At 59.9% G+C, this 20893-nt stretch carries 17 protein-coding genes, 2 tRNA genes, 1 pseudogene and 1 other annotated feature; of the genes and pseudogenes, 10 read left to right on the top strand and 10 right to left on the bottom strand.

Annotated elements, in window-relative coordinates; all coding sequences use genetic code 11:
* The first annotated feature begins 648 nt into the window (after positions 1-648).
* From AB5Y59_RS18660 to AB5Y59_RS18650, 3 genes are read left to right on the top strand one after another with little or no spacing between them, the layout of a single operon-like run.
* Positions 649-1746 carry a hypothetical protein gene (locus tag AB5Y59_RS18660; RefSeq protein ID WP_368212506.1) on the top strand — a complete coding sequence of 366 codons (1098 nt, stop codon included), beginning with the start codon at positions 649-651 and terminating at the stop codon, positions 1744-1746.
* 47 nt (positions 1747-1793) lie between these two features.
* Positions 1794-3365: a hypothetical protein gene (locus AB5Y59_RS18655; protein WP_368212505.1), complete on the top strand. Its 1572-nt coding sequence runs from the start codon at positions 1794-1796 to the stop codon at positions 3363-3365.
* Entirely contained in the window at positions 3362-3628 is a 267-nt protein-coding gene (locus tag AB5Y59_RS18650; protein WP_368212504.1) for a YkgJ family cysteine cluster protein, read from the top strand. Before AB5Y59_RS18655 ends, AB5Y59_RS18650 begins: the two co-directional genes overlap by 4 nt.
* 201 nt (positions 3629-3829) lie before the next feature.
* On the opposite strand, the gene thrC is transcribed toward AB5Y59_RS18650, so the two are convergent.
* The 4 genes from thrC to AB5Y59_RS18630 all read right to left on the bottom strand — a co-directional run bounded on the left by thrC (position 3830) and on the right by AB5Y59_RS18630 (position 9522).
* On the bottom strand, positions 3830-5104 hold the full coding sequence (gene thrC, locus AB5Y59_RS18645) for a threonine synthase (protein ID WP_368212503.1): 1275 nt from the start codon (positions 5102-5104) through the stop codon (positions 3830-3832).
* Positions 5101-6093: a homoserine kinase gene (gene thrB, locus AB5Y59_RS18640; RefSeq protein ID WP_029314022.1), complete on the bottom strand. Its 993-nt coding sequence runs from the start codon at positions 6091-6093 to the stop codon at positions 5101-5103. The genes thrC and thrB overlap by 4 nt, the downstream gene beginning before the upstream one ends.
* A gap of 1 nt (position 6094) precedes the next feature.
* The gene (gene thrA, locus AB5Y59_RS18635) at positions 6095-8554 is read right to left on the bottom strand and encodes a bifunctional aspartate kinase/homoserine dehydrogenase I (protein ID WP_049636629.1); all 2460 of its coding nucleotides are present in this window, start codon (positions 8552-8554) and stop codon (positions 6095-6097) included.
* 57 nt (positions 8555-8611) lie between these two features.
* Positions 8612-8742: a sequence feature (Thr leader region), on the bottom strand.
* Between the two features lie 72 nt (positions 8743-8814).
* On the bottom strand, positions 8815-9522 hold the full coding sequence (locus AB5Y59_RS18630; protein ID WP_039039357.1) for a tRNA/rRNA methyltransferase: 708 nt from the start codon (positions 9520-9522) through the stop codon (positions 8815-8817).
* A gap of 195 nt (positions 9523-9717) precedes the next feature.
* Between AB5Y59_RS18630 and aceK the strand changes: the two genes are divergently transcribed.
* Positions 9718-11445, top strand: coding sequence for a bifunctional isocitrate dehydrogenase kinase/phosphatase (gene aceK, locus AB5Y59_RS18625; protein WP_368212502.1), 1728 nt, complete (start codon positions 9718-9720; stop codon positions 11443-11445).
* 102 nt (positions 11446-11547) lie between these two features.
* Here the strand turns inward: aceK and AB5Y59_RS18620 are convergent, their stop codons facing one another.
* Positions 11548-11937 carry an META domain-containing protein gene (locus tag AB5Y59_RS18620; protein ID WP_010673585.1) on the bottom strand — a complete coding sequence of 130 codons (390 nt, stop codon included), beginning with the start codon at positions 11935-11937 and terminating at the stop codon, positions 11548-11550.
* Between the two features lie 166 nt (positions 11938-12103).
* Between AB5Y59_RS18620 and AB5Y59_RS18615 the strand changes: the two genes are divergently transcribed.
* A complete protein-coding gene (locus AB5Y59_RS18615) occupies positions 12104-12580 on the top strand; it encodes a hypothetical protein (protein ID WP_039039355.1) in 477 nt (158 codons plus the stop codon).
* Between the two features lie 3 nt (positions 12581-12583).
* Here the strand turns inward: AB5Y59_RS18615 and AB5Y59_RS18610 are convergent, their stop codons facing one another.
* Positions 12584-13063 (bottom strand): putative 4-hydroxy-4-methyl-2-oxoglutarate aldolase, encoded by a 480-nt coding sequence (locus tag AB5Y59_RS18610; RefSeq protein WP_198497378.1) that lies wholly within the window; start codon positions 13061-13063, stop codon positions 12584-12586.
* Between the two features lie 106 nt (positions 13064-13169).
* Positions 13170-13568: a DUF3293 domain-containing protein gene (locus AB5Y59_RS18605; protein WP_368212501.1), complete on the bottom strand. Its 399-nt coding sequence runs from the start codon at positions 13566-13568 to the stop codon at positions 13170-13172.
* A 385-nt stretch (positions 13569-13953) separates the two neighbouring features.
* Here AB5Y59_RS18605 and arcA point away from each other — a divergent pair, with 385 nt between their 5' ends.
* The gene (gene arcA, locus AB5Y59_RS18600; protein WP_010673581.1) at positions 13954-14673 is read left to right on the top strand and encodes a two-component system response regulator ArcA; all 720 of its coding nucleotides are present in this window, start codon (positions 13954-13956) and stop codon (positions 14671-14673) included.
* Positions 14674-14820: 147 nt separating this feature from the next.
* Here arcA and AB5Y59_RS18595 read toward each other — a convergent pair.
* Both AB5Y59_RS18595 and AB5Y59_RS18590 read right to left on the bottom strand, forming a co-directional pair.
* Positions 14821-14895: transfer RNA gene (locus AB5Y59_RS18595), tRNA-Gly, on the bottom strand.
* Positions 14896-14989: 94 nt separating this feature from the next.
* Positions 14990-15063, bottom strand: a tRNA-Gly gene (locus AB5Y59_RS18590).
* Between the two features lie 201 nt (positions 15064-15264).
* On the opposite strand from AB5Y59_RS18590, the gene cydD reads away from it, so the two are divergent.
* The 4 genes and pseudogenes from cydD to AB5Y59_RS18570 all read left to right on the top strand — a co-directional run bounded on the left by cydD (position 15265) and on the right by AB5Y59_RS18570 (position 19652).
* Positions 15265-17040, top strand: a complete 1776-nt coding sequence (gene cydD / locus AB5Y59_RS18585; protein ID WP_368212500.1) for a cysteine/glutathione ABC transporter permease/ATP-binding protein CydD — start codon at positions 15265-15267, stop codon at positions 17038-17040.
* Positions 17033-18778 (top strand): cysteine/glutathione ABC transporter ATP-binding protein/permease CydC, encoded by a 1746-nt coding sequence (cydC, locus tag AB5Y59_RS18580; protein WP_368212499.1) that lies wholly within the window; start codon positions 17033-17035, stop codon positions 18776-18778. Before cydD ends, cydC begins: the two co-directional genes overlap by 8 nt.
* A gap of 108 nt (positions 18779-18886) precedes the next feature.
* Positions 18887-19258, top strand: a complete 372-nt coding sequence (gene rcsF / locus AB5Y59_RS18575; RefSeq protein ID WP_010673578.1) for an Rcs stress response system protein RcsF — start codon at positions 18887-18889, stop codon at positions 19256-19258.
* Positions 19259-19266: 8 nt separating this feature from the next.
* Positions 19267-19652, top strand: a pseudogene (locus AB5Y59_RS18570) (DUF488 domain-containing protein).
* A 71-nt stretch (positions 19653-19723) separates the two neighbouring features.
* Here the strand turns inward: AB5Y59_RS18570 and AB5Y59_RS18565 are convergent.
* A complete protein-coding gene (locus AB5Y59_RS18565) occupies positions 19724-20719 on the bottom strand; it encodes an NAD-dependent epimerase/dehydratase family protein (RefSeq protein ID WP_368212498.1) in 996 nt (331 codons plus the stop codon).
* Positions 20720-20893: the final 174 nt, after the last annotated feature.

Raw genomic sequence — 20893 nt, 5'->3', positions numbered from 1 at the left:
TGTTGAGCTGGCGCAAAAATCCAGCGCTTCCTTGCGGTTGCGTCAACTTTTGACTGGTTTGCGTATGAGGCTTGAGGATATGCTGGCCATTCGGCGCCTACAGCACCATCCGGGCCCCGCCCGCTGGTCGATGGAGCGCATTGGAAGCTGTAATCCAGGGGCGGTAGCGTGAATTTTAAGCAAAGATTAATGCATCTCGCAGCGAAGCCCAATACTCGCACAATGAGTGCTGGCTTCATTATGATGCAAGGTTCTCTGGTCAATTCCATCATCATCGGTAGCCCCTAACTCCACCAATAACAAGTGCGGAAAACGTGACTTTGAGATACGCCAGACCAAAAAGGTCATCAATGATATTTCGGTATGAAGGCCCATATCGGCGTTCATACCAAAAGTGTCCTCACCCACAGCTTGAAGACCAGACCAGCTAACGAGCACAACTTTAATCAGGTGGGTATCGAATCCATGGCAAGGAAGTGTTTGTCCTCACTGACTTGGGATATAAAGGACCTGAAAGCCGTGGCCAGTTTTATTTGACCACAGCGAGGTGTAATACAGATATGGGATGAGTAAGACAGAAATACCGTCTAGCTCAATAGACCACTATTGACGACAGCTAAAAATTAATAGCAAAGGAGATAATAACCTATGGCATTACCTTTCATTATTCTAGGTGCCGCAGCAGCGGCAACAGCTTTTGGTGGCAAAAAAGCGTATGACGGCTACCAGAAAAAATCAGAAGCCGACGACGTATTAGATCGCGCTCAACGCCGTTTTGATAAACATAAAGATAGTTTTGAGACGACCAACAAGACAACATCGGAAAAGCTCGCAGAATTAGGCAGAGCAGAGCTAAAAATAGGCAATGACTTCAATGAATTCAATACAATAGCTATTGATCTTCTTGAGCGAATGGCAAAGGATGGGCATAAAGACCTCAAGCTGACTGTACCAAAGCACAGCATTAATAAGATTCAGAACTTGGCTATTTCGGCAACAGAATACCTGACCACTGTTGTCGGTGCAGGCGTTTCTGGTGCCGCAGCCGGTTTTGCCGTGTACAGCGGTGTGATGGCTTTTGCTGCCGCTTCTACCGGAACGCCTATTGCGGCGCTGTCTGGCGCGGCAGCTTACAATGCCACGATGGCGGCAATTGGCGGCGGTTCGTTGGCCGCAGGTGGTTGGGGGATGGCTGGCGGCGCGATGGTGCTTGGCGGTGCGGTGGTGGCTCCACTGATAGCTATTGCTGGCTGGGCCTACGATAACCATGCGGAAAAAGCACTTAACAGCGCCTACCAAAGCTCCCGTGAAGTAAACGCGACTGTAGAGAAAATGAATGCAGCTGAAGCGCATCTGACAAAGGTACAGCAATATGTAAATAGCATTTATGAGTCGATCACCTGTATGCATGCAGTCTTCGTGCAGCATTACTTTGAACCACTTAAAGCGATGCATGCGGTCATCGTTGAACGTCATCAAAAAAATATCACTACCGAAATTAATGAGTCGGAAGAGATCATGACGCTTATCGACCACGGCTACGAATTAGCCGCCATCATGACCGACGTGATTACCACACCACTTTTCAAACCGGTGACACAGGAAAACGGCGAAGCCGTTATTGAAGATGGAGTGATCCAACTGCAGACCGACAGCAACGGTATGAATCTGCTTAACAGAGAGGCGCTAGATGAAAAACTGACAGCATCAGCCTCTGATTTCGACTCGTTTTCCTCTCGTATTTAATCGACCCGCCGGGCTAACCAGCCCGGCATTGCTATGGACAGAGCACAATGAACGCAGCTAGGTTTGACTGGGGAGAAGAATTACATCAGACGGTGGTCAAAAGCCTAACAACCTCGTTTGGGTTAGATTTTCTGTTGCTGGAGGATAAGCACGGCGGCGATGTGAATACCATTCACAATGTCCGTCAGGGGGTGTATTCCACAGATGCCGAACGTCAGCTGTATGAACAGCGCGAAGGATATAATTCGCATCATTACCACAGCCACAAAAACTACATCGCCACCAACCGGGCAGGAAAAAAAGCGCATGAGGCCGGAACACTGACTGATACCTATACCGGTGAACATTTTGCAGCCAATGACAAAAAAAATCTCGACCATATTATTTCCGCCTATGAGATTCACAACGATCCTGGGCGTATTCTTGCCGAGCGAGATGGCGCCGATCTAGCTAATGACTCATCTAACCTTACCTTCACGAACGAGTCTATTAATAAGGCGAAGAAGGCGAAAACGATGGAGGCCTTCGTAAAAATGCTGCAAGACCAGCATGCCACCACGACGCAGGAAATTTCCAGATTACGCAGCCAACCTGCCCTATCCGAGCAAGAACAGAAGCAACTAAATAAGCTGGAAAATAAAGCTAACGCCGATTTTGAACGTATGAAAGAGGCGGATGAGAAGGCGCGGGAAAAATACAATAGCACTATTAACCAAGAATATTACACCAGCAGCAAGTTTGCGAAGAGTGTCGCCAGCGCTACGCTGAACAACGCCTTTCGTATGGGAACGCGGCAGATGCTTGGACTGATTCTGGCAGAAACCTGGTTTGAATTCCGAGAACGTATTCCTGTGATGTTTGAGAAGCATCGTTACGCATTTGATGCCGGAGATTTTCTGCGGGATGCCACTGAAGTATTACGCGCCGTTTGGTTAAGGGTGCAGACCAAATTTCACACCTTCCTGACCTCCTTTAAGGACGGTGCGATTGGCGGCATTCTGTCCAGCATTACAACTACGCTCTTCAATATCTTCTTTACTACAAAGAAAATGATGGTGAGGCTCATTCGCGAGATGTGGAACAATCTGGTGCAGGCCTTCAAAGTGATGGTCTTTAATCCAGAGGGTTTGGCGCCGGGGCAGTTAGCAAAGGCGGTCAGTAAGCTAGTGGCTGCCGGGGTGGCCGTCGCAGCGGGTGTGGTGATTAACGAAGCATTAGCAAAAATTCTCGTTTTTCCCTTTGGCCCGGAATTGGCCGCCTTCTGCGGTGCGCTGGCGACCGGTATCCTGACGCTAGTGATGAACTATTTTCTTGAACACAGCGCGTTGATGAAAAAAGTCTGGGCTTTTCTGGATACTTTTAAAAATAAGTACCAGAAAGCGCTTGATTATTATCAACAAGTTAATGCTGAACTCGATCGTTACTTACTGGAGCTTTCGGCACTGGAGTTCGCAATAGATTCGTCACAGCTGGCACGCTTTACAATACATCTTAACGCAGTGAATAGCGAAATAAAACGTGGCTTGTTGCTACAAGCCGAGGTCGAGCGCCGTAATATAACGCTACCGTTTGAGGCGGGGAATACTCGTTCTGTACGTAGCTGGTTAAACAAGTTATGACGCTCATTCCGAAATTCCCCTGCAACCAGTGCGGAGCCTGCTGCCGTCATGTTGATCGCGCTAGTGAAACGCAGTTCCTCGATCGAGGTGACGGTACTTGCCGACACTATCAGATGGAAAAAAAGCTGTGCGAAATTTATGAAACGCGCCCGCTGATTTGCCAAATTGAGAAGCAGTATCAGCTTAATTACCAGCAGTATTTTAACTGGCAGGAGTTTATTATGCTGAATCGCGAAGCATGTCTGATTTTGGAGAAATTATAGAGTGGATGAAAATGGGTGCGCTCATGGAACACGGTAAAGCAGCCTTAGCCATCCCTCTCGTATGAGCGAGGCGTGATCCAGATGGTTGCCCGGCTCAATTGCTCAGACCATCGGGCTTGATTGACTTTACCCATTTCAGAAAATAAAAATCCCCCGCTACTGGGGGATTTTTATTTTTATCGGTTACCTCGGCGCGGCATATCAAGCCAGCAGAAAGGCTCTTAACCGGGCAAACTCCGCTGGCAAATTAACAGAGAGCAGCGGCAGCGCGGCGTGCTTGGCGAGCGGGCCCGGCAGCGGCACATCCAGATTCAGGATCTCGTCTACCGACTCCTTGAACTTGGCCGGATGGGCGGTGCAGAGGAACACACCGACCTCGTCTTGCCCAAGCTGCTCGTTCAGCAGATCCCAGGCAATCGCCCCGTGGGGCTCGCACAGGTAATCCAGCTGATGCAGGCGTTTGAGCGCATCGCGGGTCTGGGCATCATCACGCATCCCTGAGCCCAAGGTTTCCAGCGCCCAGCCCTTGCGACGGCACAGCTCTTCCACCCGCGGCCAGTTGTTGGGGCGGCTTACGTCCATGGCGTTCGACAGGGTCGCGACCGTCTGGTGCGGCTCCCACTGGCCGGTTTTCAGGTAGCGCGGCACGGTGTCGTTGGCGTTGGTGGCGGCGATAAAGCGCTTCACCGGCAGCCCCAGCGCCTTGGCGATGAGCCCCGCGGTGAGGTTGCCAAAGTTGCCGGACGGCACGCTGATGACCGCCTTGGCCCGTTGGGCTTTCGGCAACTGGGCCACGGCTTCGAAGTAGTAGCAGACCTGGGCCAGCAGGCGGCTGATGTTGATGGAGTTGGCGGAGTTGAGGCCGATGGCGGTCTTGAGCCCTTCATCGTCGAAGGCATCCTTGACCAGCGCCTGACAGGCATCGAAGTCACCGTCGATGGCGAGGGTGCGGATATTGCCGCCTAAGGTGCAGAAGAGCGCCTCCTGCAAGGGGCTTATCTTGCCCTTAGGGTAGAGGATCACCACTTCAATCCCCTCCAGGCCGTAGAAGGCGTGGGCCACGGCGGCGCCGGTGTCGCCGGAGGTGGCGGTGAGAATGGTGATCTTGTCATTGGTTCTGAACGCAGCCAGACACTGGGCCATAAAGCGGCCGCCGAAATCCTTGAACGCCAGGGTCGGGCCGTGGAACAGCTCGAGGGCATAGGTGCCATCTTTGAGCTTCACCAGGGGCGCCGGGAAGGTGAAAGCAGCGTCGATAAGCTCGCTCACCTTGGCAGCCGGTACTTCGTCACCCAGCAGGTGGCTCAGGATGCGGGCCGAGCGCTCGGCCAGCGGCAGATCCAGCAGGGCATCCACGTCGGCCAGCGGCTCCAGGGTCTCTGGGAAGAACAGCCCCTGCTCGCGGCCCAGACCCTGACGCACCGCCTGCGCGAAGCTCACCTGTTCACTCTTGTCCTTGATGTTGTAAAGATTCATAGCTCGCTTCCTGTTACCCGTGCCCCGGCCATGTCCAGTTTGCAGACCCGGGCAAATCCATCTTCATTGCGCACGAAGTGCGCTTCCATCCACTCTTTCATGCGTTCGGCCTGGGCCAGATCCTTCATCACCACGAACACGGTGGGACCGGACCCCGAGATGCCGGTGGCGAGCGCCCCGTTCTGGGCCCCCTGGGCCCGCACCTCGTTGAAGCCTTCAATCAGGGCCGCGCGATAAGGCTCGGCGATCACGTCTTTCAGGACGCTGGCGGCCAGCCCTTCCTGGCGGCTGTAGCTGGCATGCACGAAGGCGGCCAGCCGGCGGCCATAGGTGAGGCAGTCCTGGCGGCGATACTGGGCCGGCAGGATGGCACGGGCGGCGGCGGTGGAGACCACGGTGCCCGGGTAGCAGACCACCCAGTACCACTCGTCAAACACCGGGATGCCCTGGCTGATGACGCCCCCCTCCTCCAGCACCAGCTGCATGCCGCCCAGATAACAGGGCGCCACGTTGTCGTAATGGACGGAGCCGGAGATCTTCCCTTCCATCTCCCCCATCAACAGCAGCAGGTCGTGTTCATTCAGGGGCGCGCCGTGGAAGGCGTTGAGCCCTTCCAGCGCCGCCACCACGCTGCAGGCACTCGATCCCAGGCCCGAGCCCACCGGCAGGTTCTTCTCCAGCACCATTTCCAGCGGCTTGAGACCAAGGCCGCGCTTCTCCAGCGCCTCGCCATAGGCGACCCAGCAGTCGTGGAGGATGTTCTTTTTCGGGTCGTCCGGCAACTTGTGGGCGTAACGGCCCACGGAAGAGAGAGCGAAAGGCACCTCTGCCGATTTGACCTGGACGCGGTCACCCAGCAGGGAGCCATCCACGGGGGCGAGCGCCGCCCCCAGGACGTCAAAACCCACGCTCAGGTTGGCGCTCGAGGCCGGGGCATAGGCCACCACGCTGCCGCCGATTTCTACATTCGGGTTCATCTCTGAACTCATGTTACAGCTCCTGCTTCCAGTTCTGGGTGCGCAGCACGTCGGCGAAGACACCGGCGGCGGTCACTTCGGTCCCTGCGCCATAGCCGCGCAGTACCAGGGGGATGGGCTGGTAATAGGTGGAGAAGAAGGCGAGCGCGTTCTCCCCGTCTTTTACCTTGAACAGGGGCTCGTCGCCACCCACTGCCTTGATGGCCACCTTGCACTTGCCACCCTCGATGGAGCCGACGTAACGCAGCACCTTGCCTTCACGCTGGGCCGCCGCGAACTGGTCGCGGAACCAGCCGTCGGCCTCGGGCAGGCGGGCCATGAAGGCTTCCACGTCGCCGCTCACGTCAAAGCCCGGCGGCAGTGCCTGCTCCACCTCCACATCGGAGAGCTCCAGCGCCATGCCGGCCTCGCGGGCCAGGATCAGGAGCTTGCGAGCCACGTCCATGCCGTTCAGGTCATCGCGGGGATCCGGCTCGGTGAAGCCGTTGCCGCGGGCGATCTGGGTCGCCTCAGAGAAGGCCATCCCCTCGTCCAGCTTGCCGAAGATGAAGGAGAGCGACCCGGACAGGATGCCGTCGAAGGCGCGCAGCTTGTCACCGGCCTTGATGAGGTTTTGCAGGTTCTCGATGACCGGCAGGCCCGCGCCCACGTTGGTCTCGTACAGGAACTTGCGACGGGTCTGGCGGGCGGTGCGACGCAGCGCCTTGTAGTAATCGAGCGACCCGGTGTTGGCCTTCTTGTTCGGGGTGACCACGTGGAAACCGGCCCCCAGGAAATCGGCGTACTGGACGGCCACGGCTTCGCTCGAGGTGCAGTCGACGATCACCGGGTTGATGAGGTGGCTCTCTTCCACCAGCTTCTTCACCGCCTCCAGGCTGAAACTGCCTTGTGCTTCCACCAGCTGTTCACGCCAGTTGGCGAGGGCCAGACCATCCTTGTTGACCGCCATCTGACGGCTGTTGGCGATACCTACTACTCGCAGGCCGGTGCCCTGCTCGGCCAGTACCGGCTGCTGGCGGGCAATCTGATCCACCAGGGCCGCACCGACGCCGCCCACCCCGACCACGAAGAGATCGATGAACTGCTGGCTGCCAAAGAAGTTCTGATGGCACGCCTTGATGGCTTCCGCCACCTTGCCGGAGCGCACGACCGCGGAGATGGAACGCTCGCTCGACCCTTGCGCGATGGCGACGATGTTGATGGAGGCCTGGGCCAGGGAGGTGAAGAAGCGCGCCGCCATCCCCTTGGAGGTACGCATGCCGTCACCGATGAGGGAGATGATGGCCAGATCGGTCATGATCTCGAGCGGGTCCAGCAACTGGTTCTTGAACTCCAGCTCGAACTCGCGCTCCAGCACCTTGCGGGTCTTGTCGCTGTCGTAGCTGTGGATACAGAAGCTGACGCTGTACTCGGAGGACGACTGGGTGATCAGCACGATGCTGACCCCGGCGCGGGAGACGGCGGAGAAGATGCGACCCGCCATGCCCACCATGCCCTTCATGCCGGGACCGGAGACGTTGAACATGCACATGCCGGAGAGATCCGAGATGGCCTTCACCTTCAGATCGTCATCCCCCTGATCGACCCCGATGAGGGTACCCGGCCCCTGGGGGTTGAAGCTGTTCTTGATGAGGCAGGGAATGTGGAACTGGGCCACGGGGGCGATGGTCTTCGGGTGCAGCACCTTGGCACCGAAGTAGGAGAGCTCCATCGCCTCTTTATAGGAGAGGGTTTTGAGCAGGTAGGCATCCGGTACCAGGCGCGGGTCGCAGTTGTAGCAGCCCTCCACGTCGGTCCAGATCTCGCAGCACTCGGCATCGACGCAGGCGGCCAAGACGGCGGCGGAATAGTCGGAGCCGTTGCGGCCCAGCAGCACGGTCTCGCCCTTGTCGCTGCCACCGGTGAAGCCCGGCATCAGGTAGAGACAGTCAGAGCGCAGGCCCTTGGCGGCGAAGCGCACCCGGGAGGCTTCGATGTCCACATGGGCTTCGAGGTAGCCGCCATCGGTGACCAGCAACTGCTCGGGCACGATGAGATCCAGCTCGATGCCGCGCACCCGCAAGAGCTCGTGCATGAAGGCGATGGAGAGGTTCTCGCCACGGCTCAGGATGCGGGCCTGGACGTTGTCCGGGCACAGCCCCAGCAGACGAATGCCCTGCATCAGCCGCTCGACCTGATCCAGCTCGGCGGTGAGACGAGTCTGCAGCGCCTTGTCATCCAGCGCGGGATAGGCGGCCTTCAAGCCGGCCAGCAGACGGGAGAAGATACCGTTGATCTCGAACAGGGTACTGCTTGCATCCATGCCGCGACTGGTCTGCTCCACCAGGGCGACCAGGTGATTGGTCACCTTGGCCGGTGCCGACAGCACCAGGGCCACCTGGGATTGGCCATGGGTATTCACCGCGATATCGGCAACCCGCAAGAAACGCTCTGCGTCGGCCAGTGACGACCCGCCAAATTTCAACACTCTCATCGCTATCTCCCTGTATTCCCTGCAAATTGATCTGCTAATTGGTCTAAAAACAATCCAACAAAAAAGGCCCGTACTGGGTGGGTACGGGCCTTTTTCTGATTTCTGTGCTTGTTCGTCAGCGCATCAACCGGCCCCAGTGCCACCTGTGGTGGTACCGGTAATAATGGTGGTGGTGATGATGTTGGTGAATAGCTGCATGACGAACACTCTTGAACGAATCTGGTTGTTAGCAATACCGCGCCCGGCGAGGGGCTGTCAACCTAAACCTCCTTGCCAAACTTGCGGGCAAGGTCTTTGCAGAGCAGATGGAGCATATTGAGATCCCGCTGCGGCAGCATGGGCACTCGGTCCATCACCCATTGATGCAGTTTTTCATCCTGCGAAACTCCGAGTTCACCAAGCAATTCTGCTGTTTTTGATTTCAGCACGCGAACCTGCCCGGCACTCTCGAAATTTTCTGCTACGTCCTGCTCGTCGCTCACTTTCTGGTCATCGAGCAGCGGACTCAGCTCATAGGCATACAACATGATCGCCTGACCCAGGTTCAGGGACGGGTATGAGACCTTGAGAGGCAGGTAGCTGATGAGATCCACCTGGGCGAGCTGTTCGTTGGAGAGTCCGGACTCCTCGCAGCCAAACACGATGGCCACCTTCTCGAGGGAGGGCTTGGCCCGGATCTGGTCGCGAATGTCCGCCGGGGTGAGGTAGTGCTGGTAGCGGCCGCGCTGCCGGGCGGTGGTGGCGACCACCAGATCCATGTCCGCCAGGGCCTCTTCCAGGGTGTCGAAGGCTTGCGCATCCGTCAGGATCTCCTGCGCCCCGTGGGCAACCCAGCTCGCCTCCTCCTCTTCGTGCACCCGGCTCCCCACCAGTCGCATGGCGTCGAAGCCCATGGTCTTCATGGCGCGGGCAGCAGCCCCCACGTTGGCGGCACGGGCGGGCGACACCAGCACAAAATAGAGTTTCATCGGGTTCTCTCCAGGATGGGGCCGACGCCGCGAACTGCGGCGAACCGTCGGCAAAACAGGGGCGCAATCTACCGTTTATCCCGAAATATTGCCACTTGAACAGATGTTTGGATGTTGCCATAGTGGCCTTGGACGCGAGTCCGCCGCCTCAGGGCACTGACGCCATGGGCCCGACAGTTCACAAGGAAGAGAGAGATGCAGCAGCCATTGGAGCAGGCGGTCGCCGAGACGATCCTGCAACGTTTTGAGTCGTTTTACAGCCGCTTTCTCGAGATAACCCAGGGCAGCAAGAGCCGTTTCGAGAATAGCGACTGGCTGGGGGTGCAGCTCGCCGGTCGAGAGCGCATCCGCCTCTATGATCACCATGTCGGCGCCACCACGGCGCAGATCAAACAGATGATGGGGGAGCAGCTGCCGACCCAGGCCCTGCTCAAGCAGGTGAAAGGCGCCTTCAGCGATCTCCTGCCCCGCTGCGAGAACTTCGAGGTGGCGGAGTCCTTCTTCAATTCCGTCTATCGCCGCATCTTCCGCCATCGCAACATCCGCGACGAGAACCTTTATATCCACCCCTTCGTGAGCCGGGGTGACAAGCCTGATCTGGGATCCTTGCTGCGTATCTATCGCACCGATCTCTCCCACCTGCCCCAGACCCTGAGCCAGCTGCTCGGGGATTACAGCTTCACCCTCCCTTTCGAAGACAAGCAGCGGGACATCATGGACATCCACCGCCATCTGGCAGAGAGCGGCCCGGCCATCCTGCACGAGGAGCACTTCGCCATCGAGCTGCTCAGGGAGGTGTTCTATCGCAACAAGGGAGCCTACCTGGTGGGGCTCATCCGGGTGAAGGGAGAAGTCTACCCCTTCATCCTGCCCTTGCTCAGCACCGGTCAGAGCATCTATGTGGACACCGTCATCTTCGAGCCGGAGCTGGCCTCCATCGTGTTCGGCTTCGCCCGCGCCTACTTCATGGTCTATGCCCCGGTACCGGCGCTCTTTGTGGCCTTCCTTCGCCAGATCATGCCCCGCAAGCCGGACTATGAAATCTACAACGCCATCGGCTGCCAGAAGCACGGCAAGACCGAGCTCTATCGCCACTACCAGCAGCACCTGGCCCAGAGCCGGGAACAGTTCGTCATCGCGCCCGGCATCAAGGGGATGGTGATGAGCGTGTTCACCCTCCCCTCCTACGATGTGGTGTTCAAGGTGATAAAAGACGAGTTCACCCCGCCCAAGGAGGTGAGCCACGAGCAGGTGAAGGAGAAATACCGGCTGGTAAAACAGCACGATAGAGTGGGCCGCATGGCAGATACCCAGGAGTTCACCAACTTCGAGTTTCCCCTCGATCGCATCTCGCCGGAGCTGTTGACCGAGCTCAAGGCGGTGGCGCCCTCTGCGCTTACCCTCACCGCCGACAAGCTGGTGATCAAACACCTCTACACCGAGCGCAAGATGATCCCCCTGAACCTCTATCTGGATCAGGCGGACGAACAGCAGACCCGCCTCGCCCTGGAGGAGTACGGCAACGCCATCCGCCAGCTCGCGGCGGCCAACATATTCCCCGGCGACATGCTGTTCAAGAACTTCGGGGTGACTCGCCACGGCAGGGTGGTCTTCTACGACTACGACGAGATCTGCTACATGACGGAGTGCAACTTCCGCCAGATCCCGCCGCCCCGCTACCCGGAGGACGAGTGGAGCGCCGAACCCTGGTATTCGGTGGCACCCAACGACATCTTCCCGGAGGAGTTCGCCACCTTCCTGCTGCAAAAACCCCAGGTGCGGGAGATCATGATGCAGTTGCACAAGGAGCTCTTCGACGCCAACTACTGGAAGATGCTGCAGAGCAACATCAAGGAGGGGATGTTCGAGGATGTCTATCCCTACCGGCGCAAGAAGCGGTTTCGCTTCCAGCGAGGGGGATGACCCGGCATCAGGCACAAAAAGGGACGCCATGGCGTCCCTTTTCACATTCTCCTGCACGCTGGCGCAGGGGTCGCCTGCGACAGCCTTTGACGAGATCCCGGCTTATTTCACGGCGTCAAAGGTCAGCAAGGTGGCCTTGTCGGCATCCTTTAGCACCAGCTGTTTGCCGCTGATCTGGAAGCTCGCCACCTTCTCCAGGGTCTGCAGGTAGTTCATCTCCTTGCCGGCCAGATCCCCCGCACACATCATGCGCGTCGAACCCATGGCGCCCAGCGTCAACACGCCGTCATCCTGCTCTGTGATGCCCCCAAAGTAGCGGTTGCAGCCGCCCTTGCCCGCCACCTTGTCACCGGCGACCTGCAGGGTGAAGGTATCACCGCTCGCCCCTTGCAGTTGCCAGGTCGATGCCTGCAATTGTGCAAGCGTAGAACCCGTAGTCATGGCGCAGCCTCCCAGGGCCAGAGCGGCCAGCAGGATCAGTTTGTTGTTCATCAGTTCACCTCGTGATGGAGCGTGTCGTAACGACACGGAGTGAGGGGCCTGTGTACCATGACTGCAGCGTCAATCAAAACTCTTTTATTGTGATCGGGGTTCCCTTTACTCCCCGCTGGCATGTGCCATGCTTGTAGTCCTGTTCGGACCCAGGGAGGGGAAACGAATGGTCAAGTCTCTCGTCATCGCAATGGCATCCAGCCTCGTCTTTTCGGCTCAGGCCGCCGACTGGAGTTTTCTCCAGACCGAATCGGACAACCCGCTCTACGTCAAAAGCTATTCCGGCGTATTGCTCGGCAACCAGAGCCACCTGGGCGACAACTTCGACCTCTGGCTCATCAATACCGGCTATCAATACCCGCTTCAGGATGACATCAGCCTCTACATGGAGGCCGGCCCCGCCATCGGCCCCCAAAGCGGGCAGGCCGGGTTCAATATCAGCTCTGGGGTGCGCTATCGCCTCTCCCCGTCACTCAACATCGGCAGCCAGCTCAAGCAACTGGAGGTGAGCAAGGCCAGCACCCTGGTTGAGCTCAACAGCAGCCTGCTGGTGACCCCCTCCCTGGCCATCACCGCCAATTACGGACTCAGTGCCTTCAGCACGGAACACTTTCTCACTCTGGGAGTGGGCTTCAACTTCTGAGGTTCAGAGGAGCCTGGCGCCGCTCACCAGCACACCGTTGAGGTCGGCGTAGACATAGTCGCCGGGCGCTATGGTCACACCGGCAAAAGAGACCACGGCATCCAGCGTGCCCAGACCCCGTTTCTCTGTCTTGACCGGACAGGGGGCCAGGGCCTTGACCCCCAGCGCCAGGGTCGCCAGCGTCCCCACATCCCGCACGGCCCCGTTGATGAGGATCCCCTCCCACCCCTGCTCCACCGCCTTGATGGCCAGCTGATCCCCGAGCAGCGCCCGACGCAGGGAGCCGCCCCCGTCGATCACCATCACCTTGCCATGGCCGGGACGATTGACCAGCTCACGCACCAGGCTGTTGTCTTCAAAGCAAGAGAGGGTCACGGCCTCGCCGTAAAACAGCGCCTTGCCGCCATAGTCCTGAAACAGGGGGTCAGCGATCCTAAGGGCATCGCCATGTTCATCGCAAAGGTCGGGCAGCAGGTCCAGCATGATCATCATCCTTCCATGGAGTGAAATGTGTCCGCTCATTCTTTCATCATGTCGGGGCGCTGACAATCCACCGGCCGGGTGCCCTGTCCGGATGGCGGGGGCCATGTCAGCCTGAAGGCCTGAACCGCCAGCGGGACGCAAGCGCCCCCAGATGACAGGGCGGCCCTTCCAGCAACACGGGCACCAGCCAGAGCTCTCCTTCACGCACCCAATAGAGGGCATTCTGGCCAAATCGGGCGGCCAGCCGGATCGCTTCTGGCAGCGAAAGCGGCAACAACAACGACGCCTCCTGCCAGCGCTCATCCTCATCGCTCCCCCAGACCTCTCCCATGACGGGACAGTCGCCCACTTGCCGGACAAGGGCTCGCTGGCGACGGGAATTGCGGCGCAGCCCCATCCACCGGCTGGCCGGGTTCCAGGCCGTGACAATGGCATAGGCTGGGCAGCTGGGAGGCGCAAAGGGGGCGATGAAGCACACTTTTCTGTAGTTTTCCCACAAAGTCATGTCAACCACATGTTACATCCCATTACATTTATTAAGGGCGAAAAAGCGGGTCAGCCCAAGTATGATGCTGCGAACTCGGGGATTGACTTATATCAAAGCTGAGTTAAAAAGTTGCTATCTGACGGCAAAGAGTGTTGTTATGCGCCTGTTAACTGATAAAATGCAGCAACTTTTGTAATGGACTACCTCTCCGGGCTTCTCTTGTTCAGACTTGTTGAGAGCCCATGTACGGCACAGGGATGCTTGCCGACATAGTTACCAAATTCGCGATGATTCGACCTGATATTCATACCCAGGATGACGTAATAAATTTTCAGGACCGGTCGGATAACGCCAAAGAGTGTTAAAATTTCGATAATTAACTGATAAGAATCTGGGAATACTCATGCAAACACCACATATTCTGATCGTCGAAGACGAGCTGGTCACCCGCAACACCCTCAAGAGCATCTTTGAAGCCGAAGGCTACATCGTGCTGGAAGCCAACAACGGTGACGAGATGCACCAGGCCCTGACCAGCCACACCATCAACCTGGTGATCATGGACATCAACCTGCCGGGCAAGAACGGCCTGCTGCTGGCGCGCGAGTTGCGTGAAGATGACAACATCGCCCTGATGTTCCTGACCGGTCGCGACAACGAAGTGGACAAGATCCTGGGGCTGGAGATCGGCGCAGATGACTACATCACCAAGCCGTTCAATCCCCGTGAACTGACCATCCGTGCCCGCAACCTGCTGAGCCGCACCATGAACGTGGCCGCCGGTGGCGAAGAGAAGAAGCTGGTGGAACGTTATCTGTTCAATGGCTGGGCCCTGGACATCAACAGCCGCGCCCTGGTCAGCCCGGCTGGCGACATGTTCAAGCTGCCCCGCTCCGAGTTCCGCGCCATGCTGCATTTCTGCGAGAACCCCGGCCAGATCCAGACCCGTGCCGAGCTGCTCAAGAAGATGACGGGCCGCGAACTCAAGCCCCACGACCGCACCGTGGACGTGACCATCCGCCGTATTCGCAAGCACTTCGAGAGCGTGGGCGACACCCCCGAGATCATCGCCACCATCCATGGCGAAGGCTATCGCTTCTGCGGCGAGCTGGAGCAGGAGTAATCCTTCCCACTCCCGAGTTGAAAAGGCGCCCTGTGGCGCCTTTTCCATGTCTGCGCCTTTCAGCTTGGCCGCTCTGGCACTCTCGCCGGCATCAAAAAACAGACAACAAAAAGCCCACTCGCAGGAGTGGGCTTTTTGTGTGAAGACTGGAGCGGGCAGCGGGAATCGAACCCGCATCATCAGCTTGGAAGGCTGAGGTAATAGCCATTATACGATGCCCGCTAGGCATCAAAACTTGCTTGGTGTGATGGGGAATCCCCACGACAGACAGCCATCTGGCTGATATGGACAACGGCGCGTGCCATTATCTGGAATGTGGAGCGGGTGATGGGAATCGAACCCACGTATGCAGCTTGGGAAGCTACCGTTCTACCATTGAACTACACCCGCGTCAGTGGCCTCTACTATATGCATTTTGCCGCCGAGCGCAATCACCGACCTCGCATTTTTTGCCATAAATCAAGCTGTTCGGCCAACTAATGAGCATGAAGCTGGTTTTTCACACAATGATGTTCCTCCGCCCGGTTCTGCAAGGTTGCCAAGCCGTGGGGGCGACGATAGTCTTGCGCCACTCGTTTGAGGAGGGTGGTAATGGACAAGAACAGACAGAAACATCTCTATGGCTGGTTGCGCAAACAATCGGGCCATGGTCGGCGCTGGATCGGCATCTCCATCGCCTTCGGGCTGGGTCAGGGCGTCCTGATGGTGATGCAGGCCTGGTTGCTGGCGAGCCTGCTTCACGGTTTCATCATCGAAGGCTCCACGCCGGAGCACTCCGCCCCCCTCTTCATCAGTCTGTTGCTGGTGACCCTGACCAAGGCGGCCCTGGCCTATGGCCGCGAGGTGGCGAGTTTCAAGGCGGGCAGTGCGGTGCGCCAGGCCATCCGCGAGCTGGTGCTCACCCGCCTCGCCAGGCTCGGCCCTGCTTATATCCAGCGTCGTCCCGCCGGTAGCTGGGCCAGCCTGCTGCTCGAGCAGATCGAAGAGATGCAGGACTTCTTCTCCCGCTATCTGCCCCAGATGGCCATCGCCGTCTTTATTCCCCTGGTGATCCTGGTCTCCGTGTTCCCGGTCAACTGGGCGGCGGGCCTCATTCTGCTCGGCACGGCCCCCCTCATTCCTCTCTTCATGATCCTGGTGGGGGTGGGTGCCGCCGATGCCAACCGCCGCAACTTCCAGTCGCTGGCGCGCCTCTCAGGCCACTTCCTCGATCGCCTGAAGGGACTGCGCACCCTGCAGCTTTTCATGCGTACCCGGGCGGAAGGGGAGGCCATCCGCGATGCATCGGAAGATTTTCGCGAGCGCACCATGGAGGTGCTGCGCCTCGCCTTCCTGAGCACGGCCGTGCTGGAGTTCTTCGCCGCCATCGCGGTGGCCCTGGTGGCCGTCTACTTCGGTTTCTCCTACATCGATCACCTCAACTTTGGCAGCTATGGCGTCAAGGTCACCCTCTTTACCGGCCTGTTCGTGCTCTTCCTCGCCCCCGAGTTCTACGCGCCGCTGCGGGAACTCGGTGCCCACTATCACGCCAAGGCACAGGCCATTGGCGCCGCCGAACAACTGCTGGAATTTCTCGAGGCCGACGTGAGCGAACCCGCCTCCGGGACGCGCCCTTTCCATGCGGATGGCCCCGTCAAGGTAGAAGCCCGCAGCCTGGAAGTGCTGAGCGCCGAGGGCAAGGTGCTGGTCGGTCCCCTCGATTTCACGCTGGAAGCCGGCACGCGCACCGCCCTGGTCGGCATCAGTGGCGCGGGCAAGAGCTCCCTGGTCAATGCCCTGCTCGGTTTTGCCCCCTATCGCGGTTCCCTGTGCGTCAACGGAGTGGAGCTTCGTACCCTGGACATCAGCCAGTGGCGCCAGCAGCTAGGCTGGCTCTCCCAGAATCCCCAACTCTTCCACAGCGCCCTGCGGGACAACCTGCTGCTGGCCAGACCATCCGCCAGCGACGCCGAGCTGGAATCCGCGCTCAAGCGCGCCCAGGCCTGGGAGTTCGTCAACGAGAAGGGGCTGGACTATCGGGTCGGGGATCAGGCGGGCGGTCTCTCCGTCGGCCAGGCCCAGCGCATCGCCCTTGCCCGTACCCTGCTCAAGACGACCCAGATGATGGTGCTGGATGAACCCACTGCCAGCCTGGATCGCCATTCTGAGCGGGCCGTCATGAGCGCCCTCGAACAGGCCGCACAAGGTCAGACCCTGCTGATGATCACCCACCGCCTCGATCAGCTCAGCCAGATGGACAACATCCTGGTGCTGGCGCACGGCAAGCTGGTGGAGCAGGGACGTTTTGCCGCACTCGGCGAGGCCCAGGGCCCCTTCGCCCGCCTCCTGTCGCAATCCCAAGGTTTCGGAGACTCTCTCGATGACTGATCTATTGCCGTTCCTGCGCCTTTATCGCCAGCACTGGCTCAGCCTCTCCATCGGCCTGCTGCTGGCCCTGGTCACCCTGGTAGCCGGCATGGGCCTGCTCTCCCTCTCCGGCTGGTTCCTCTCCGCCGCCGCCGTCGCCGGGCTGGCGGTCGCCACCCGAGACACCTTCAACTACATGACCCCTGCGGGGGGCGTGCGGTTCTTCTCCATCGTGCGCACCGCCAGTCGCTGGGGCGAGCGGGTCGTGAGCCACGACGCCACCTTCCGGGTGCTGACCCGGCTGCGGGTCTGGTTCTGGCAAAAGCTCTCCCCTCTCTCCCCCGGCTCCCTTGCCGGTTTTCGCCAGGCTGACCTGCTCAACCGTCTGGTGGCCGACATCGACGCCATGGATCACGTCTATCTGCGCCTCATCACCCCCATTGGGGCGGCGCTGCTGAGCTGCGCCGGGCTGGTCTTCTTCCTCTCCTTCTTCGATGGTCGCCTGGCGCTGACGCTGGGAGCCATTCTGCTCTTTGGCATGCTGGCCTTGCCCCTGGTCTTCTATTTTGCCGGGCGCGCGCCGGGCCGCCAGCTCATCGCCGAGAAGTCCAACCTGCGTACCCGCATGGTGGACTATCTGGACGGCCAGGCCGAACTGCAGATGTTCGCCGCCGCTCCCGAGGCGCTCACCGGATTGCAACAGGCGGAGCAGGCCCTGATCCGGGCCCAGGCCCGCATGGCCCGCGTCAGCGGCCTGGCCGCCTTCTCGGTGCAGTTGCTGAGCGGCTGGACTCTGACCCTGATGCTCTGGCTGGCCGGTCACGGCGTCGGTGGCAGTGCCCCTGACCCCATCACGGCACTCATGGTGTTCGCTACCCTGGCGAGCTTCGAGGCGCTGCTGCCGCTGGCCGGTGCCTTCCAGCACCTCTCCACCAGCCTCACCTCCGCCCGCCGTCTCAACGAGATCCTGCAAGAGGCCAAGGCGCCGGAGTGGGGCGCACAGCAAGCCCCCGCTGCCCGGGGTGCCGTGCAGATAAGCGACCTGCATTTCACCTATCCAGGCCAGGATACACCCGTGCTGCAAGGGTGCACCCTGCAACTGCATGCCGGAGAGAAGCTGGCGCTGCTGGGGCAGACCGGCTGTGGCAAGTCCACCCTGATGGGGTTGCTGACCCGGGAGTGGACGGCCCTATCGGGGGAGATCCTGCTCGATGGCAAGCCCCTCACCGATTACAGCGAAGAGGCGCTGCGCGCCTCCTGCTCCGTGGTGAGCCAGCGGGTCCACCTGTTTGCCGATACCCTGCGTGGCAACCTCACCCTGGCCGCCCCCGGAGCCAGCGACGAACGGCTCATCGAGGTGCTCACCCAGGTGGGGCTCGGGACTCTGCTGCGCGATGAGGGTGAGCAGGCAGAACAGGGGCTGGATGCCTGGCTCGGGGATGGCGGGCGTCCGCTCTCCGGCGGGGAGCGCCGCCGCATCGGCATCGCCCGCGCCCTGCTCCACGATGCACCGCTCTGGCTGCTGGACGAGCCCACCGAAGGGCTCGATACCCAGACCGAACGGGAGATCATGGATCTGCTGCTGACCCTGGGGGCGGATCGCACCCTGCTGCTCATCTCCCACCGCCTGCTGGGGCTGGAACGGATGGACAGGGTAGCCCTGATGGAAGAGGGTCGCATCCGTCTGTGTGCCCCCCACCAGGAGCTGCTGGAAGATGATCACTACCGCAGCCTGCACCGGCGACTGGCTCCCGCCTGATCCGGGAGTCGTCTCGCTACAATCCATTGATATGGCTAAAAATGGGGCTGGTCGCCATCGGCGAGTGCCCCCTATAATGGCCCACTCGCCACCCAACAAGATGCCGATATGAAACGCCTGATCCTGATGATGCCCCTGATTGCCTCCGGTTGCGCCGACTTCGCCTTCAACAGCAATCTGGACAAGGAAAACTTCGACGAGTACTTCAAGCCGGGGAGCGTGCGGATCTACGAGCAGAGCGAGCTCGCCGACCTCAACTACCTCTACCTCGGCACCGTCGAGGGGGAATCCTGCCAGAGCGATGCCAACCAGGCGGTGCCCAATGCCGGTGAAGCCCGCACCTTGGCCCGCCGCCGCGTGGCGGACATGGGGGGCAACGGCGTCAGCTTCGACAAGTGCGCCGAGTTCAGCGACGTGCCCGGCTGCCTGAAGCAGGTGATCTGCTACGGTCAGGCGCTGAAAGTGGCCGAAGAGAAGTAAGTCCTGCCATGGCGATCGCCATCGTGCGACTCGGCAGCCCCGCCTCGAGGATGAGGGGCTTCGCATCGGCACCGTGCGTCGCCCCCCTCGCGGCGTGCCCAAAGCGGCGTTCGCCAGCCAGGATTGGTACGACGTCTGGTTCCCCAATCTGGCCCCCAGCGCCGAGACCATGAAACTCGGTCAGACTGCCGACACCCCGGCCCGGTGGACCGCCTTCTGCAAGCAGTACAAGGCCGAGATGGCCGCCCCGGCCGCGAAGCACGATCTGGCCCTGCTGGCTGCCCTCTCCCACACCACCCATTTCTCGGTGGGGTGCTACTGCGAACAGGAGTCCCGCTGCCATCGCAGTGTGCTGAGGACCCTGCTGGCCGACGCGGGGGCATTGCTGCGCTGAGCGCCCGTCATGGATGAACACCCCACATGAGAAGAGGGCACCCCGGGGTGCCCTCTTCTTTATGATGTCGGCTAGTACGCATTCGATGACAAGGAAACCTCCACTCGCCGTCGCAAGGCCTGTTCCTCGTCATGGGTCATGCCCGGCAGCGGCCCCCGGGGGTTGCTGGCAAGCCATGCCACCAGATCGTCAACCGTCTCCTCCAGGGGGCGAAAGTTCAGCCCATGGACGATGGCGGCCTCGGCGCTGATGGTGCCATACCCAGCATACTCGGGCAGCTCGTTTGGCAGCAGCGTGGGATAGCTTTGCCAGGGCGCCACCCCTGCCGCCATCAGGTCACGCCAGGGAGCCCACTCGAGCTGCAAGGGGGTCGCTGGCGTCAGCCGGGCAGCGAGGCGCTCCACCCAGTCGTTCAGTGCGATGCCGGGCTTGATCAGGTTGAAACACCCAGCGAGTCGCTGCTCGGCAGCCCGCAGCACGAACTCGGCGCAGTCGCGCACATCCAGGTATTGCAGCCTGTCCTCCCCCAGCCCCGGCAAGAGCCAGGGCCCGCCCCGCTGCCCCCGCCTCACCCACCAGGCAAGACGAGCGGTCGGGTCAAAGGGGCCGCAGAGCACGCCGGGGCGCAGGGTGCACAGGCGATCTCCCCAGCGGGCGCGATACACCGACTCGCACAGCACCTTGAGGGGGCCGTAGTCGGTGGGCGCTCCTGCTATCTCGTGCAAGGGGGCCGACTCATCCATGCCGGGTTGGGAAAAATCGCGATAGACACTGATGGTGGAGATGAAGATGAGCCGATCACAGCGCCCCAGCAGAGCGTCAGAGAGTCCTTCGGCCTGTTCGGGGCGATAGCAGCAGGTGTCGATGACCAGATCCCAGTGCCGCCCCTCGCCCCGCAAGGGGGCCAGGTCCCCGTCTCTGTCCCCGTGAAGCTGGGTCAGCTCCCGCCAATCCGGGTGCTGGCGGTGGCCGCGATTGAACAGCGTCACCTCGTGCCCCCAATCCAGGGCCAGCGTGGTCAGGTGGCGACCCAGAAAGCCGGTGCCGCCGATAATCAACAATTTCATCCCTGTCTCTCCTCTATGGCGCCCTCTCCTTGCAGCCCCTCCACGGGCAGCCGAAACGGCCATGGCCTGGCATGGTGAGCACACGTCCCAGGCACGCTCTGATGCCGCCAGGCATATCGTCATGGTGCGGGCAGCAGGCTCCTTGCCCGCCACCCCTTTTGCCGCCCCACCCTA

The sequence above is a fragment of the Aeromonas sp. s10 genome, assembly GCF_040907975.1.
Taxonomy (GTDB): Bacteria; Pseudomonadota; Gammaproteobacteria; order Enterobacterales; family Aeromonadaceae; genus Aeromonas; species Aeromonas caviae.
The sequence above is the reverse complement of the archived record's forward strand: the minus strand, read 5'-3'. Positions and strand labels throughout refer to the sequence as shown.